Origin of the sequence: Peribacillus simplex, from assembly GCF_001542915.1 — a bacterium.
Lineage (GTDB): Bacteria > Bacillota > Bacilli > Bacillales > DSM-1321 > Peribacillus > Peribacillus simplex_B.
The window spans coordinates 17,445-34,481 of record NZ_LNNH01000011.1 but is presented as its reverse complement, the minus strand read 5'-3'; the positions used below and the strand labels follow the sequence as shown (position 1 = coordinate 34,481).

Here is a 17,037-nt window from a genome sequence, read left to right as displayed (position 1 = left end):
TTTTAAAATAGACCTTCTCAATGGAAATTTCCCACACACTCGCCATGGCAAAGCGGCCGGGTGTGTCAGCAACCTTCCATATCATCGCAGTCAAAGACCAACATTGTCTATTATACATAAAGCACAAGTAGAAAGCAAGTATTACTTAGACTTTTCTTGTGCAACACACTTTTATTATTATACATACTATCTCAAGTATTTACAAGTACATTCTATAAGGTCTTTAAAATCCATTTTCTTCATATGGCCAAAGCTCAACATGATACTGAAAGCTACGTATCATTATCTCTATAATGGAGGGAAGTATAATCGTAAACACAAAAAAAAGCAGATGGCGTCCCATCTGCTCTTTTCGGAAGGCGTCCCTTCCCATATTGTTTTAGTGAATCAATTATTCTTGGATTGTAGCAACTACGCCAGCGCCTACAGTACGTCCACCCTCACGGATAGAGAATTTAGTACCTTCTTCGATAGCGATTGGAGCGATAAGTTCAACAGTCATTTCGATGTTGTCCCCAGGCATAACCATTTCTACGCCTTCAGGAAGGTTACAAATACCAGTTACGTCAGTTGTACGGAAGTAGAACTGAGGACGGTAGTTTGTGAAGAATGGAGTGTGACGTCCACCTTCTTCTTTAGAAAGAACATAAACTTCAGCTTTGAACTTTGTGTGCGGAGTGATTGTACCTGGTTTAGCAAGTACTTGTCCACGTTGGATATCTTCACGGGATACACCACGAAGTAGTGCACCGATGTTGTCACCAGCTTCAGCATAGTCAAGAAGTTTACGGAACATTTCAACACCAGTTACAGTTGTTGGTTTTGATTCTTCGTTGAAACCGATGATGTCAACAACGTCACCGACTTTAACTTGTCCACGCTCAACACGTCCTGTAGCAACAGTTCCGCGTCCAGTGATTGAGAATACATCCTCAACTGGCATCATGAATGGTTTTTCAGTGTCACGCGTTGGTTCTGGGATATACTCGTCAACAGCTGTCATTAATTCATGGATTTTTTCTTCCCAAGCAGCGTCTCCTTGAAGAGCTTTAAGGGCAGAACCTTTGATAACTGGAATGTCATCACCAGGGAATTCGTATTCAGAAAGAAGATCACGGATTTCCATTTCTACTAATTCAAGAAGTTCTTCGTCATCAACCATGTCGCATTTGTTCATGAATACTACTAGGTATGGTACACCTACTTGACGTGAAAGAAGGATGTGCTCACGAGTTTGTGGCATCGGGCCATCAGCAGCAGATACTACTAGGATTCCGCCGTCCATTTGAGCAGCACCAGTGATCATGTTTTTAACATAGTCAGCATGTCCTGGGCAGTCAACGTGTGCATAGTGACGAGTAGCTGTTTCGTACTCAACGTGTGCTGTAGAGATTGTGATACCACGTTCTCTTTCTTCTGGAGCACCATCGATTTGGTCATAAGCGCGAGCTTCTGCGCCACCAGATTTAGCAAGTACAGTTGTGATTGCAGCAGTTAGAGTTGTTTTACCATGGTCAACGTGACCAATTGTTCCAACGTTAACGTGCGGTTTTGAACGATCAAATTTAGCTTTTCCCATTAGGAATTCCTCCTTAGTATTATAAATAAAAGATTAAGTATATAAGGGCTGTGAAAGAAGACTAAATCTTCCATCACAGCTTACATAAGATAGTTATACTTTAATAAGAGATGAAAATCAATTATTCACCTTTATTTTTTTTGATGATTTCTTCAGAAATGCTCTTAGGTACTTCTTCATAGTGATCGAAGTGCATAGAGAATGTTCCGCGTCCTTGTGTGTTAGAACGTAAAGATGTAGCATAACCGAACATTTCAGATAGTGGAACCATCGCTTTAACCATTTGCGTGTTACCGCGAGCTTCCATACCTTCTACGCGTCCACGGCGAGATGTGATATCTCCCATGATGTCGCCTAGATAATCTTCAGGAATGACAACTTCAACCTTCATGACTGGTTCAAGGATAACCGGTTTACATTTAGAAGCAGCATTTTTAAGAGCCATTGAAGCAGCAATTTTAAATGCCATTTCGTTGGAGTCAACGTCATGGTAAGATCCGTCGAATAATTTTGCTTTGATGTCGACTAGCGGATACCCAGCAAGTACACCACGATCAAGTGAATCGACCAATCCAGCTTGTACAGCAGGAATGTATTCACGTGGTACTACACCACCGACGATAGCATTTTCAAATTCGAAGCCTTTACCTTCTTCGTTTGGACCAAATTCGATCCATACGTGTCCGAATTGTCCACGTCCACCAGATTGACGAACGAATTTACCTTCGACTTTAGCTGAACCACGGAAAGTTTCACGGTAGGCTACTTGAGGAGCACCAACGTTTGCTTCCACTTTGAATTCACGGCGCATACGGTCAACAAGGATGTCCAAGTGAAGCTCACCCATACCGGCGATGATCGTTTGACCAGTTTCTTGGTCAGTATGTGCACGGAATGTTGGATCTTCATCTTGTAGCTTTTGTAAAGCTTGAGACATTTTGTCTTGGTCTGCTTTTGATTTCGGTTCAACTGAAAGCGAGATAACTGGCTCTGGGAACACCATGGACTCAAGAATAACTTGGTTCTTGTCATCACATAGAGTATCACCAGTCGTCGTATCTTTCAAACCAACAGCTGCAGCGATATCCCCTGCGTAAACAGTAGATATTTCTTCACGGCTGTTTGCGTGCATTTGAAGGATACGTCCAATACGCTCACGTTTTCCTTTAGTTGAGTTGATTACATAAGATCCTGATTCCAATGTACCTGAGTACACGCGGAAGAATGTAAGTTTACCAACGTAAGGGTCAGTCATTACTTTAAACGCTAGAGCAGAGAACGGCTCAGAATCATCTGAATGACGTTCCACTTCATCTTCTGAATCCGGTAGAGTACCTTTGATAGCCGGTACATCCAATGGAGATGGAAGGAAGTCGATAACGTTATCAAGCATTAATTGAACACCTTTGTTTTTGAAAGCCGATCCACAGATAACCGGGAAGAACTCAACATTAACGGTAGCTGTACGGATGGCTGCTTTCAATTCAGCAATGCTGATTTCTTCGCCACCAAGGTATTTCTCCATTAAGTCTTCGTTAACTTCTGCTACTGCTTCGATTAGCTTTTCACGGTACTCTTCAGCCAATTCACGATGTTCTTCAGGAATTTCACCAACAGTGATATCAGTTCCTAGGTCATTACCATAAAAATGAGTTTTCATTTCGATAAGGTCGATGATTGCAGAGAATTGATCTTCAGCACCGATAGGTAACTGAACCGGGTGAGCATTTGCTTGAAGACGATCGTGGATTGTTCCTACTGAATAAAGGAAATCCGCACCGATTTTGTCCATTTTATTTACGAATACGACACGTGGTACACCATAAGTTGTAGCTTGGCGCCAAACTGTTTCAGTTTGAGGCTCAACACCTGATTGGGCATCAAGTACGGCTACAGCTCCATCAAGTACACGCAATGAACGTTCAACTTCAACTGTGAAGTCTACGTGTCCTGGCGTATCGATGATGTTTACACGGTGACCTTTCCACTGTGCAGTTGTTGCAGCGGATGTGATCGTGATTCCGCGTTCTTGTTCCTGTTCCATCCAGTCCATTTGTGATGCACCTTCGTGTGTTTCACCAATTTTATGGATTTTACCAGTGTAATAAAGAACACGTTCTGTTGTTGTCGTTTTACCAGCATCGATGTGAGCCATGATACCGATATTACGAGTGTTTGCTAAGGAGAACTCTCTTGCCATTTGTCTTTCTCCTTCCTTCTATAAGGATTTTATAGTGATTGATCTTACCAGCGATAATGAGCGAATGCTTTATTAGCTTCAGCCATTTTGTGTGTATCTTCACGTTTCTTAACAGCTGCTCCAGTGTTGTTGGCAGCATCCATGATTTCGTAAGCTAAACGCTCTTCCATCGTTTTTTCTCCACGAAGGCGAGAGTAGTTTACCAACCAACGAAGTCCTAAAGTCGATTTGCGGTCTGGGCGCACCTCAACTGGTACTTGGTAGTTAGCTCCACCCACACGGCGTGCTTTTACTTCTAATACAGGCATGATGTTTTTAAGTGCTTGATCGAAAACTTCGATTGGCTCATTGCCAGTACGTTCTTTGATTAAATCAAATGCAGAGTAAAGAATTTTTTGTGATTTACCTCTTTGTCCATCAACCATTAATTTGTTGATTAAGCGAGTCACAAGTTTTGAATTATAAATTGGATCTGGTAATACGTCTCTTTTCGTTACAGGTCCTTTACGAGGCATTATATTTCCTCCTTTCAAGAAAGTTCAATTTTTGTTTGAGATTATTTTTTAGCTGCTTTCGGACGCTTAGTACCGTATTTAGAACGGCCTTGCATACGATTGTTAACTCCAGCAGTATCAAGAGCACCACGTACGATATGGTAACGTACCCCTGGTAAATCCTTTACACGACCGCCACGGATAAGAACCACGCTGTGTTCTTGTAGGTTGTGACCGATACCTGGGATATAAGCTGTTACCTCGATACCGTTTGTTAAACGTACACGCGCATATTTACGTAACGCGGAGTTCGGTTTCTTCGGTGTCATAGTACCCACACGAGTGCAAACACCACGTTTTTGCGGAGATGATACGTTAGTTTGTGCTTTTTTAAAGCTGTTGTAGCCTTTGTTAAGTGCTGGAGATTTTGAGTTAACCTCTTTAGACTCGCGTCCTTTACGCACTAATTGATTAATAGTAGGCATTACATTTTTCCTCCCTTCACGTTTTCATTTCTAGTACCACACATCCAGGTGGTTCATAAATGGGTAAAAACAAAGTCTTTGCAAATAATATTGCAAAAACATTTTTACTTTTTAATGGCAACAGTTGCTGCTCCGACATCGATACCACATGCTTTGCCAAGCATTCTCATCGAATCAACATATGTGATAGGAACATCCAATTTCTTAGCGGTCTCAATGACGCGCCCAGTCAAGTATATATCTGCATCATCAGCGATGATAACCTCTTGAATTAAATTGTTTTTAAGAGCTCTAACTGCTTGTTTCGTTCCTATAATCACTGACTTTGCCTGTATTACTTTTTCATAAGACATGGTCCATATCCTCCAAAGTTACAGGGTAACATAGGAGCACCTTTGCTATAGTATCATTATAAGTCGGATACTGTCAACTTCTTTCAAAAAATTAATTAAAAGCAAAAGGTTTTCCATACATATTTCTATAAAGAGTTGCAAATTGCTTTAGCGAAATATTAAGTCTGAATCCTCATCAGGCTCTCGGGCATGATGGGTAATTAAGGGAGACCAGCGCAATGATTTCCTGATCATCGGCTCCGCTGGATGGGAGCACCATATTCAGGTATCGTCATTGAGCTGGTCCGTTATTACTTAGTCAACAGATACTGTCTCGGTGTTTTCATCACCAACAACGACAGGGTTTGCTTTTCTGTAGCGAAGCATTCCTGTACCCGCTGGGACAAGTTTACCGATGATAACATTTTCTTTAAGGCCGAGCAACTCATCACGTTTTCCTTTGATTGCTGCATCTGTCAAGACTCTTGTAGTTTCTTGGAACGATGCGGCGGACAAGAACGAATCCGTTTCGAGAGATGCTTTAGTGATACCCAATAATACAGGGCGTCCTGTTGCCGGTAATTTGTTAGTCAATAATGCATCGGTATTTGCTGTAGTGAACTGGTTAACATCCAATAATGTTCCTGGAAGCACTTCCGTTTCACCCGCATCAAGCACACGGACTTTACGCATCATTTGTCTAACCATTACTTCGATATGTTTATCACCGATTTCAACCCCCTGCATCCGGTATACTTTCTGCACTTCATGCAGCAGGTATTCCTGAACGGTAAGTACATCGGTAACTTTCAGCAATTCTTTCGGGTCGATCGATCCCTCTGTCAGCTCTTCACCGCGACGGACAGGAGTGTCGACAGTAACTCTTAGGCGAGCTGTGTACGGTGCAGTATATGTGCGAGACTCCACTGCTCCTTGAACAACGATTTCCTGTTGTTTATCCCTGATTTCGTTAATTGAAACAACCGTACCTTCAATTTCGGAAATGACAGCTTGACCTTTAGGGTTCCTTGCTTCGAAAATCTCTTGGATACGCGGAAGACCTTGTGTGATATCGTCTCCGGCAACCCCTCCGGTATGGAATGTACGCATCGTTAACTGTGTACCAGGTTCCCCGATTGATTGCGCTGCGATGATACCGACAGCTTCGCCCACTTCAACCTCTTGGCCGGTAGCCAAGTTGCGTCCGTAACATTTCTTACATACACCATGGCTGGTGTTACATGTAAAGGCAGAACGGATCCACGCTGTTTCTATACCTAGAGATTCAATATAATGAGCAAGATCTTCAGTGATAAGACCATTTTCAGGTACGATCACTTCACTTGTTTCTGGATGTCTGATCGCTTTTCTTGCATAACGGCCCACCAGGCGCTCTTCAAGATGCTCGATTATTTCAGTACCTTCTCTCAAGGCTGAAATTTTCAAGCCGCGGTCCGTTCCACAATCGTCATCACGGATGATGACATCTTGGGCAACGTCAACAAGTCGACGAGTAAGGTAACCGGAGTCGGCCGTTTTAAGTGCTGTATCGGCAAGACCTTTACGCGCACCATGTGTAGAGATGAAATACTCCAACACTGTTAAACCTTCACGGAAACTTGATTTGATCGGTAACTCAATGATCCGTCCAGCCGGGTTGGCCATCAATCCGCGCATACCCGCAAGCTGCGTGAAGTTAGAGGCGTTACCACGGGCACCGGAGTCACTCATCATGAAGATCGGGTTGCGGCGATCCAATGAGTCCATAAGTTTAGACTGAATCGTATCCTTTGCAGCACTCCAGATCGAGATGACGCGATCATAACGCTCATCCTCAGTGATCAAACCACGTCTGAATTGTTTTAAGACGTTATCCACTTTAGTTTGAGCTTCGGTGATGATTTCTTGTTTTTCTTTCAATACGACGATATCAGCCACACCAACAGTAATACCGGCTTTTGTCGAATATTTGAATCCAAGATCCTTCATCCTGTCAAGCATTTTGGATGTTTCGGTAATTTTAAAGCGTTTAAAGACTTCTGCGATGATATTTCCAAGAATTTTTTTCTTGAATGGATCAATAGCAGGCTGAGCCTCGATCAATTCAGGGATATTAGCGCCTTTTTCCACGAAATACTTTTCTGGAGTTTTCGTTTCCAGGTTATATCGAGTCGGTTCGTTAATATACGGGAATGATTTTGGTAAGATTTCATTGAAAATCAATTTACCGACAGTCGTAATTAACAACTGGCCGTTTTGCTCTTCAGTGAAAGTTTCATTATTTAGTGACGATGCATGGACGGCACAACGGGAATGCAGGTGAACATATCCGTTTTGGTACGCAAGCAACGCTTCACTTGTATCTTTAAAGATCATACCCTCGCCGATTGCGCCTTCTCTTTCCAACGTTAAGTAATAGTTACCTAAAACCATATCTTGGGAAGGTGTAACGACTGGTTTACCATCTTTAGGGTTCAAGATGTTCTGTGCAGCCAGCATGAGCATGCGTGCCTCAGCTTGGGCTTCAGATGAAAGCGGAACGTGAACCGCCATTTGGTCACCGTCAAAGTCAGCATTGTAGGCTGTACATACGAGCGGGTGCAAACGAATTGCGCGCCCTTCGACCAAGGTTGGCTCAAATGCTTGGATACCAAGCCTATGAAGTGTCGGTGCACGGTTCAATAGTACTGGATGCTCCCTGATCACTTCTTCAAGCACATCCCAAATTTCAGGAGATAAACGTTCAATTTTACGCTTGGCGGATTTAATGTTATGCGCCAAACCTCTTTGAACCAATTCCTTCATGACGAATGGTTTGAATAACTCGATCGCCATTTCCTTCGGAAGACCGCATTGGTACATCTTTAAGTTTGGTCCTACTACGATAACCGAACGTCCAGAGTAGTCAACACGTTTCCCAAGAAGGTTTTGACGGAAGCGGCCTTGTTTACCTTTTAACATATGAGATAAGGATTTTAATGGGCGGTTACCAGGTCCTGTTACCGGACGGCCACGACGGCCATTATCGATAAGAGCATCGACAGCTTCTTGAAGCATACGCTTTTCGTTTTGAACGATAATGCTTGGCGCACCAAGGTCTAGCAGTCGTTTTAACCGGTTATTACGGTTGATGACACGACGGTATAAATCATTTAAATCAGACGTAGCGAAGCGTCCGCCGTCAAGTTGTACCATTGGGCGAAGTTCCGGTGGAATGACCGGCAGCACGTCAAGGATCATCCATGAAGGTTCATTACCGGAGTTACGGAATGCTTCCAGCACTTCCAAGCGTTTGATAGCACGGGTCCTGCGTTGTCCTTGAGCTGTTTTAAGCTCCTCTTTCAACGACTCTACTTCCTTTTCCGTATCTATATCTTGTAAAAGTTTTTTAATAGCTTCCGCACCCATTGCAGCTTGGAACTTCTTACCGTATTTTTCACGGTATGTACGATATTCCTTTTCGGAAAGAAGCTGTTTCTTTTCTAAAGTTGTATCGCCCGTTTCAGTTACTACGTAAGATGCAAAGTAAATGACTTCTTCCAGAGCACGTGGGGACATATCAAGTACAAGTCCCATACGGCTAGGGATTCCTTTGAAATACCATATATGTGAAACTGGCGCTGCCAGTTCAATATGACCCATACGTTCGCGACGCACTTTGGCACGAGTGACTTCGACGCCACAACGGTCACAGACTACACCTTTATAACGAACACGTTTATATTTTCCGCAATGGCATTCCCAGTCCTTTTGAGGTCCGAAGATTCTCTCACAGAATAAACCGTCTTTTTCAGGCTTTAACGTACGGTAGTTGATTGTTTCTGGCTTCTTCACTTCTCCATGGGACCAAGAACGAATCTTGTCTGGTGAAGCAAGACCGATTTTCATATACTCAAAATTATTAACGTCTAACAAGGGGCCTACCTCCCTTTTAATCTCCAGGTTTAACCCTTGATCACCGGAATTTATCAGGCAATCTACACCGGATGATGGTTGATTGAATCAATAAGGCTCTAACATGGCAGCAAGGTCTTCAAAGAAACTTCTTGCTGCCAGTCAGAGCGGATCATATATAACTAGATATGTTTATATTTAATTATTCTTTGACAGGTGCCCCTACTTCGGAGGCAACCATATCTTTTGTATCGGCATCAAGGCTTAATTTATCTGCTTGGTTGGCTTCTTCTTCATCTTCCAAATCACGCATTTCAATCTCGCGGTCTTCGGCATTAAGAATTTTAACATCCAATCCTAAACTTTGAAGCTCCTTGATCAATACTTTGAATGATTCAGGAACGCCAGGCTCAGGGACATTTTCACCTTTGACAATCGCTTCGTATGTTTTAACACGGCCCACGACATCATCCGATTTAACGGTTAGGATTTCTTGTAATGTATAAGCAGCACCGTATGCTTCAAGTGCCCATACTTCCATCTCACCGAAACGCTGTCCACCGAATTGCGCCTTACCACCAAGCGGCTGCTGCGTAACCAGTGAGTAAGGTCCAGTTGAACGTGCATGAAGCTTATCATCGACCATATGCGCCAGTTTGATCATATACATGACACCGACTGATACACGGTTATCGAATGCTTCACCTGAACGGCCGTCATATAAAACGGTCTTTGCATCACGGGACATCCCGGCTTCTTCAATCGTACCCCAAACATCTTCCTCGGTGGCACCATCGAAAACAGGTGATGCTACATGAATGCCAAGAGCGCGTGCAGCCATACCCAAGTGGAGCTCCAGCACCTGACCGATGTTCATACGTGAAGGTACACCAAGTGGATTCAACATGATGTCGACTGGTGTGCCGTCTGGTAAATATGGCATATCTTCCTCAGGAAGGATCCTGGAAATTACCCCTTTGTTACCATGTCGTCCAGCCATTTTATCGCCTTCATGGATTTTACGTTTTTGTACGATATATACACGAGCCAATTGGTTTACACCTGGAGGCAGTTCATCGCCATCTTCTCTGTTAAACACTTTAACATCAAGGACGATACCTCCGCCGCCGTGAGGTACGCGAAGCGATGTATCCCTGACTTCACGTGCTTTTTCACCGAAAATTGCATGTAATAGACGTTCCTCGGCAGTCAATTCCGTTACACCTTTAGGCGTGACTTTACCAACTAGAAGATCTCCGTCTTTCACTTCGGCACCGACACGGATGATTCCGCGTTCGTCAAGGTTACGAAGTGCATCTTCCCCGACGTTAGGGATATCACGAGTGATTTCTTCAGGCCCTAATTTTGTGTCGCGAGATTCAGATTCATATTCTTCAATATGGATAGAAGTGTACACATCATCCTTGACCAGACGTTCACTCATGATGATGGCATCTTCATAGTTGTAGCCATCCCATGTCATGAAGGCTACCAATACGTTACGTCCAAGGGCTAATTCGCCTTTTTCCATTGAAGGGCCATCAGCAAGGATTTCACCTTTTACGACATTGTCGCCTACACTTACGATCGGGCGTTGATTATAGCACGTTCCTTGATTGGAACGAATGAATTTTAATAGACGATACTTATCCAAGTTGCCTTTTACTTGCTGTCCGTCAACTTCACTAACCCGTCGGACCCATACTTCACGTGATTCAACGTGCTCTACGATACCAGGGTGTTTACAAATGACAGCTGCACCGGAATCTTTAGCCGAAACATATTCCATACCCGTTCCAACTCGAGGTGCTTCCGGTTGTAGCAATGGAACTGCTTGACGTTGCATGTTCGCTCCCATAAGGGCACGGTTGGAGTCATCGTTTTCCAAGAAAGGAATACATGCTGTCGCAGCAGAAACGACCTGTTTAGGAGATACATCCATGTAATCTACGCGGTCACGCGGAACAACGGTATTTTCACCGCGGAAACGTGCAACAACATCATTATCAAGGAAGGATCCGTCATCTGAAAGACGAACATTCGCTTGGGCAACTACATAGTTATCTTCTTCATCGGCTGTTAAGTAGTCGATTTGACTCGTAATTCTTCCAGTTTCCGGATCCACACGACGATATGGTGTTTCGATGAAACCATACGGGTTTACCTTTGCAAAACTGGAAAGCGAGTTAATCAACCCGATATTCGGTCCCTCAGGCGTTTCAATCGGACACATACGGCCATAGTGGGAATAATGAACGTCACGCACTTCAAAACCAGCACGCTCACGTGTCAAACCACCAGGTCCCAATGCAGAAAGACGACGTTTATGTGTCAATTCGGCCAACGGGTTCGTTTGATCCATGAACTGAGAAAGCTGTGAGCTTCCGAAAAACTCTTTGATGGATGCAATAACAGGACGAATGTTGATTAGTTGCTGCGGTGTGATCGTATTCGTATCTTGAATGGACATCCGTTCACGAACGACACGCTCCATACGCGATAAACCAATTCTGAATTGGTTTTGCAGCAATTCACCAACAGACCGCAGACGACGGTTACCCAAGTGGTCAATATCATCCGTGATTCCCACACCATGCAGTAAGTTAAAGAAATAGCTGATGGAAGAAATAATATCTGCCGGCGTAATGTTTTTGACCTTATCCGTCACATACGCATTACCGATGATATTGATTACTTTTTCACCTTCAGCATCATTTGGCGCAAAAACTTTGATAGGCTGAAGAAGGGTCTCTTCTTCCACCACGCCACCAGAAGGATGGAATGTTTTGAATCCGATTCCAGCTTCAATATGAGGCAGGATCCTATCAAGTGTACGGCGGTCTAGCATTGTACCTTTTTCGACGATGATTTCCCCCGTTTCAGGATCGATCAAAGTCTCTGCAATGCGTTGTCCGAACAGACGGTTCTTGATATGCAGTTTTTTGTTTATTTTATAACGACCTACGTTAGCTAAATCATAACGTTTTGGATCAAAAAAGCGTGAAACTAAAAGACTTTTCGCGTTTTCGACAGTAGGTGGTTCACCTGGGCGTAGACGCTCATAGATTTCCAGCAATGCTTTTTCGACACTCTCGGTATTGTCCTTCTCAAGAGTGTTGCGAAGGTATTCGTTGTCTCCGATCAAGTCAATAATTTCCTGATCAGTTCCAAATCCAAGGGCACGCATCAATACTGTAATAGGTAATTTCCTCGTGCGATCGATTCGAACATACACAACATCCTTGGCGTCTGTTTCATATTCAAGCCAGGCGCCACGGTTCGGAATAACGGTCGCAGAGAATCCTAACTTACCGTTTTTATCCATTTTACCGTTGTAATATACGCTAGGTGAGCGCACTAATTGGGATACAATGACCCGTTCGGCACCATTGATGACAAATGTACCTGTTTCCGTCATCAACGGGAAGTCACCCATAAATACATCTTGGTCTTTAACTTCCCCTGTTTCTTTGTTAACAAGGCGCACTTTCACACGAAGTGGTGCAGAATACGTAACATCGCGTTCTTTTGTTTCTTCCACAGAATACTTCGGCTCAGCTAAGCTGTAATCGATGAATTCTAACGATAAATTACCTGTAAAATCTTCAATAGGAGAAATATCCTGGAACATTTCCTTTAAACCTACATCTAGAAACCATTGATAAGAAGCTGTTTGAATTTCAATAAGATTCGGAAGATCCAAAACCTCACTGATTCTTGCATAACTTCTACGTTGGCGGTGTCGTCCATACTGAACAAGTTGACCTGTCAACTGATTCACCCCTTAAATCAAGCGTTATAAGGATCCATTTGCCTCGGAAAAGAAATCCTTTCCATAGACAAAAAGAAAATGGTTTTTATTTTAAAAACCACTATTTCTCATAAAACGAACTATTATTTATATATTTTTCCCATATTATCCATTGGTTATACACCAATGGTATAAAAATTGCATAGTTACGGAATTATATATATGCATTTTATAATACTAACATAGCGAAAATTTAGAGTCAAACCTTTTTGGATAATAGTATATAGTAACCTTTCTTCTTCAACGGCACTTCAACATTCCCAAATAATTGCTCCATTTTATCCATGGCGGATGGCGCGCCTTGTTTTTTTTGTATGACCACCCATAATTCTCCACCAACTGCCAAACTGCGATAGCCTTCTTCTAAGATTTCGTGGACTACACTTTTACCTGCGCGAATGGGAGGATTCGTAAGAATTGCAGCGAATTGATTGGAGCCTACTTTGTCAAAACGGTCGCTTTCAAAAATCTTCACATTTGCAATCCCATTAGAAGCGGCATTTTCTTTTGACAAATCAACAGCCCTGCTATTGATATCAATCATTTCTATCGTTCTCTCGGGATAAGACGCCGCGATTGATATTCCGATTGGCCCGTATCCGCAGCCTACATCGAGAATATTTCCATCCACAGCTTCATTAAGGGTGAAGCTCTCAACTAAAAGGCGCGATCCGAAATCGACTTCCTTCTTTGAAAATACACCATTATCACTTTTGAAGCGAAAGGTACGTCCCTTTAATGTAAAATCCCAAAATTTCGGATCGCTTACGACATCCGGTTTTTGTGAGTAGTAATGCTCTGTCAGAGTCATCTCCCCCTATCAGAAAGGAATATTGAAGATTTATGAGAGAAGATATTTGAAGAAGGGATGCTTGCATGCCGGAAGTTCGACGGCCAAGGCCCATCAACCAAACATTCAACGGCAGATTTCCGTCATTTCTTAAAAATGAAGAGAAAAAAGCCCGCCAGTGATAGCGAGCTTTTTGTTTATGCAAGATTACTTAACTTCAACGCCAGCTCCAACTTCTTCAAGTTTAGCTTTGATTTCTTCAGCTTCTTCTTTAGAAGCAGCTTCTTTGATTGCTTTTGGAGTGTTGTCAACAAGTTCTTTTGCTTCTTTAAGTCCAAGGCCAGTTACTTCACGAACAGCTTTGATGACTTTGATTTTTTGATCTCCAGCAGATGTAAGGATTACATCGAACTCAGTTTTTTCTTCAGCAACAGCGCCGCCAGCAGCAGCTACAGCTACAGGTGCAGCAGCAGTTACGCCAAATTCTTCTTCGATTGCTTTTACAAGGTCGTTTAATTCTAAAACAGTCATGTTTTTAACTGCTTCAATGATTTGATCTTTAGTCATTGTTATTTCCTCCTCGAAATGGTTGGTTTTTTTTGTTTCAATAGGCAGGTTAAGCGATTAGCTTACGCGCCTTGTTCTTCTTTTTGTTCTGCAACTGCTTTTGTAGCAAGAGCAAGTCCGCGCATAGGTGCTTGTAGCACGCTGAGTAGCATTGAAAGTAGGCCTTCGCGAGAAGGTAGTTCTGCAAGAGCTTTGATTTCTTCAGCAGTTGCAACGTTTCCTTCGATAACTCCAGCTTTGATTTCTAACGCTTCATGTTTTTTCGCAAAATCGTTAAGGATTTTTGCTGGCGCAATAACATCTTCAGTCGAGAATGCAATTGCGTTTGGTCCTGTTAATGATTCGTTCAAAGCGCTAAGTTCAGCACTTTCAGCAGCACGGCGAGTTAAAGAGTTTTTGTAAACTTTAAACTCAACGCCAGCTTCACGAAGTTGCTTACGAAGTTCTGTTACTTGAGCAACAGTCAATCCACGGTAGTCAACAACTACTGTTGATTGGCTTGCAGTCAGTTTCTCAGAAATCTCAGCAACGATCTTTTGCTTTTGTTCAATAATTGCGTTCATCCTTACACCTCCTGTAGATTTGCTTGAAAACATTTATACCGTTTCAAAGAAAAAGCCTTCATCTCTATTGCAGACATGAAGGCAGTAATTTCAAAGGTCATAGTCAACGACTATTATTATCGAATTACCTCGGCAGGGAATTAAGCTCTTATAGGAGCACCTACTGTCTACGGTACAAATGATATTCATTTATTAACAACAAAACTTATTATAACCATAATAGTTTTGGTATGTCAATTATTTATTGAAAGTTGAAGGATCCACTTTCACGCCAGGGCCCATTGTAGTCGTTACAGAAACGTTTTTCATGTAAGTTCCTTTAGCAGCCGCAGGTTTAACTTTAAGCAATGTATCATAGATAGTAGTGAAGTTTTCCACTAGCTTAGCATCTTCGAAAGATACTTTACCGATTGGAGCATGGATGTTACCAGCTTTATCCACGCGGTATTCAACTTTACCAGCTTTGATTTCATTTACTGCTTTCGTAACGTCAAATGTTACTGTACCAGTTTTAGGGTTAGGCATTAAACCTTTTGGTCCTAAAACACGTCCAAGTTTACCAACTTCACCCATCATGTCTGGAGTCGCTACGATTACATCGAATTCGAACCATCCTTGTTGGATTTTGTTGATGAAGTCAGATTCGCCAACGTAGTCAGCACCAGCAGCTTCCGCTTCTTTTGCTTTTTCGCCTTTAGCGAATACTAATACGCGTTGAGTTTTACCAGTACCATTCGGTAGAACAACCGCTCCACGAATTTGTTGGTCAGCTTTCTTAGGGTCTACGCCTAAACGGAAAGCAACTTCAACAGTCGCATCGAATTTTGCGAAGTTAGCTTTTTTAGCCACTTCAATTGCTTCAGTTACAGCATAAGCCTTAGATACTTCTACAAGCTTAGCTGCTTCAAGATACTTTTTACCTTTTTTTGCCATGATATAAATCCTCCTAAATTGTGGTTTTAACGGAATGACCTCCCACGAATAAAGGTTGCGAGTATCAATCGCAACCCCGTAGAAACAAATAGCAATTACATGGATTAGTCTTCGATGACAATACCCATGCTGCGAGCAGTACCTTCAACCATACGCATTGCAGCTTCAACGTTTGCAGCGTTTAGGTCAGGCATTTTAGTTTCAGCAATCTCGCGCACTTGATCACGCTTGACTGTAGCAACTTTATTACGGTTAGGTTCACCAGAACCAGACTCGATACCTGCTACTTTCTTAAGCAATACTGCAGCCGGTGGAGTTTTTGTAATGAATGTAAATGAACGGTCTTCAAATACCGTGATTTCAACAGGAATAATTAGACCAGCTTGATCTGCTGTACGAGCGTTGAACTCCTTACAGAATCCCATGATGTTTACACCAGCTTGACCTAATGCAGGACCGACTGGCGGTGCCGGATTCGCTTTACCAGCAGGAATTTGCAATTTAACCATTTTAATTACTTTTTTAGCCACGAGACACACCTCCTTATAAGTCCGTGATGTGGTAATAGGGGTATACCCTCCCACTCATCTTGAATTCTTTATATATTAATAAAGAATGCTTGTATCGTTGAGGCCTAAAAATTGAAACATACTGACCTTTGAAATTTTACCACTTTCAAATGGCAATTTCAAGTTTTTTTCCGTTTATAATTTTTCCACTTGGTTAAAATCAAGTTCTACCGGTGTATCACGACCGAACATATTGACTAGCACCCTTACTTTTCCTTTATCTTTATCAAGTTCTTCTATCGGTCCTGCAAAGGTTGCAAATGGCCCTTCTTTAACTTGAACGGTGTCTCCGAGTTCAAAATCAACTTCGAATTTGCTTTCATCAACGCCCATTCGCTTAAGAACGACTTCAATTTCTTCCGGAAGTAACGCAGTCGGTTTGGAACCGGCTCCAGACGAACCTACGAAACCTGTTACACCAGGCGTATTCCGGACTACATACCAGGAGTCATCCGTCATGATGATTTCCACCAGTACATATCCTGGAAATACTTTCTTTTTGGTTACTTTCTTTTTACCATCTTTAATTTCTGTTTCTTCTTCTTCAGGAACTACAACCCGGAAGATCTTATCTTCCATCCCCATCGTTTCAACACGTTTTTCCAAGTTAGCTTTAACCTTGTTTTCATAACCTGAATAGGTGTGAACTACATACCAATTCTTTTCCATGTGTTAGGACTTTAACGTCCTTCCCTCCCTGCAATCGATCATTTTTCTTTATTGAGCTTTATCTTTGAACGTTTTAGCCAAAAACCCAGTTCCGGCGTCATCCCGACTTAACTAGAATATTTTGTGGTGATTCATGGTGCAGCAGTGCGCG

The 17,037-nt window shown here is 42.5% G+C and carries 13 protein-coding genes and 1 other annotated feature; all 13 genes read right to left on the bottom strand.

The features are described from left to right. Window positions 1–391: 391 nt before the first annotated feature. Complete coding sequence (gene tuf / locus AS888_RS04965) at window positions 392–1,579, bottom strand: elongation factor Tu (RefSeq protein WP_061141102.1); 1,188 nt, start codon at window positions 1,577–1,579, stop codon at window positions 392–394. 121 nt (window positions 1,580–1,700) lie between these two features. Beyond that, window positions 1,701–3,779 (bottom strand): elongation factor G, encoded by a 2,079-nt coding sequence (fusA, locus tag AS888_RS04960; protein ID WP_061141101.1) that lies wholly within the window; start codon window positions 3,777–3,779, stop codon window positions 1,701–1,703. A gap of 44 nt (window positions 3,780–3,823) precedes the next feature. Then, entirely contained in the window at window positions 3,824–4,294 is a 471-nt protein-coding gene (gene rpsG, locus AS888_RS04955) for a 30S ribosomal protein S7 (RefSeq protein ID WP_048677878.1), read from the bottom strand. Window positions 4,295–4,335: 41 nt separating this feature from the next. Then, window positions 4,336–4,758: a 30S ribosomal protein S12 gene (gene rpsL, locus AS888_RS04950; RefSeq protein WP_034305038.1), complete on the bottom strand. Its 423-nt coding sequence runs from the start codon at window positions 4,756–4,758 to the stop codon at window positions 4,336–4,338. Window positions 4,759–4,862: 104 nt separating this feature from the next. Continuing rightward, entirely contained in the window at window positions 4,863–5,111 is a 249-nt protein-coding gene (locus AS888_RS04945) for a 50S ribosomal protein L7ae-like protein (protein ID WP_061141100.1), read from the bottom strand. A gap of 294 nt (window positions 5,112–5,405) precedes the next feature. Next, window positions 5,406–9,005: a DNA-directed RNA polymerase subunit beta' gene (gene rpoC, locus AS888_RS04940; RefSeq protein ID WP_061141099.1), complete on the bottom strand. Its 3,600-nt coding sequence runs from the start codon at window positions 9,003–9,005 to the stop codon at window positions 5,406–5,408. A gap of 181 nt (window positions 9,006–9,186) precedes the next feature. After that, the gene (rpoB, locus tag AS888_RS04935) at window positions 9,187–12,756 is read right to left on the bottom strand and encodes a DNA-directed RNA polymerase subunit beta (protein ID WP_061141098.1); all 3,570 of its coding nucleotides are present in this window, start codon (window positions 12,754–12,756) and stop codon (window positions 9,187–9,189) included. A 238-nt stretch (window positions 12,757–12,994) separates the two neighbouring features. Further along, window positions 12,995–13,600 carry a class I SAM-dependent methyltransferase gene (locus tag AS888_RS04930; protein WP_061141123.1) on the bottom strand — a complete coding sequence of 202 codons (606 nt, stop codon included), beginning with the start codon at window positions 13,598–13,600 and terminating at the stop codon, window positions 12,995–12,997. 192 nt (window positions 13,601–13,792) lie between these two features. Beyond that, window positions 13,793–14,152 carry a 50S ribosomal protein L7/L12 gene (rplL, locus tag AS888_RS04925; protein WP_061141097.1) on the bottom strand — a complete coding sequence of 120 codons (360 nt, stop codon included), beginning with the start codon at window positions 14,150–14,152 and terminating at the stop codon, window positions 13,793–13,795. Between the two features lie 62 nt (window positions 14,153–14,214). Further along, window positions 14,215–14,715 (bottom strand): 50S ribosomal protein L10, encoded by a 501-nt coding sequence (rplJ, locus tag AS888_RS04920; protein WP_061141096.1) that lies wholly within the window; start codon window positions 14,713–14,715, stop codon window positions 14,215–14,217. A gap of 39 nt (window positions 14,716–14,754) precedes the next feature. After that, window positions 14,755–14,906: a sequence feature (ribosomal protein L10 leader region), on the bottom strand. A 46-nt stretch (window positions 14,907–14,952) separates the two neighbouring features. Beyond that, a complete protein-coding gene (gene rplA, locus AS888_RS04915) occupies window positions 14,953–15,648 on the bottom strand; it encodes a 50S ribosomal protein L1 (RefSeq protein ID WP_061141095.1) in 696 nt (231 codons plus the stop codon). A gap of 104 nt (window positions 15,649–15,752) precedes the next feature. Continuing rightward, entirely contained in the window at window positions 15,753–16,178 is a 426-nt protein-coding gene (gene rplK, locus AS888_RS04910) for a 50S ribosomal protein L11 (RefSeq protein WP_061141094.1), read from the bottom strand. Between the two features lie 174 nt (window positions 16,179–16,352). Continuing rightward, window positions 16,353–16,886, bottom strand: coding sequence for a transcription termination/antitermination protein NusG (gene nusG / locus AS888_RS04905; RefSeq protein ID WP_061141093.1), 534 nt, complete (start codon window positions 16,884–16,886; stop codon window positions 16,353–16,355). Between the last annotated feature and the right edge of the window lie 151 nt (window positions 16,887–17,037).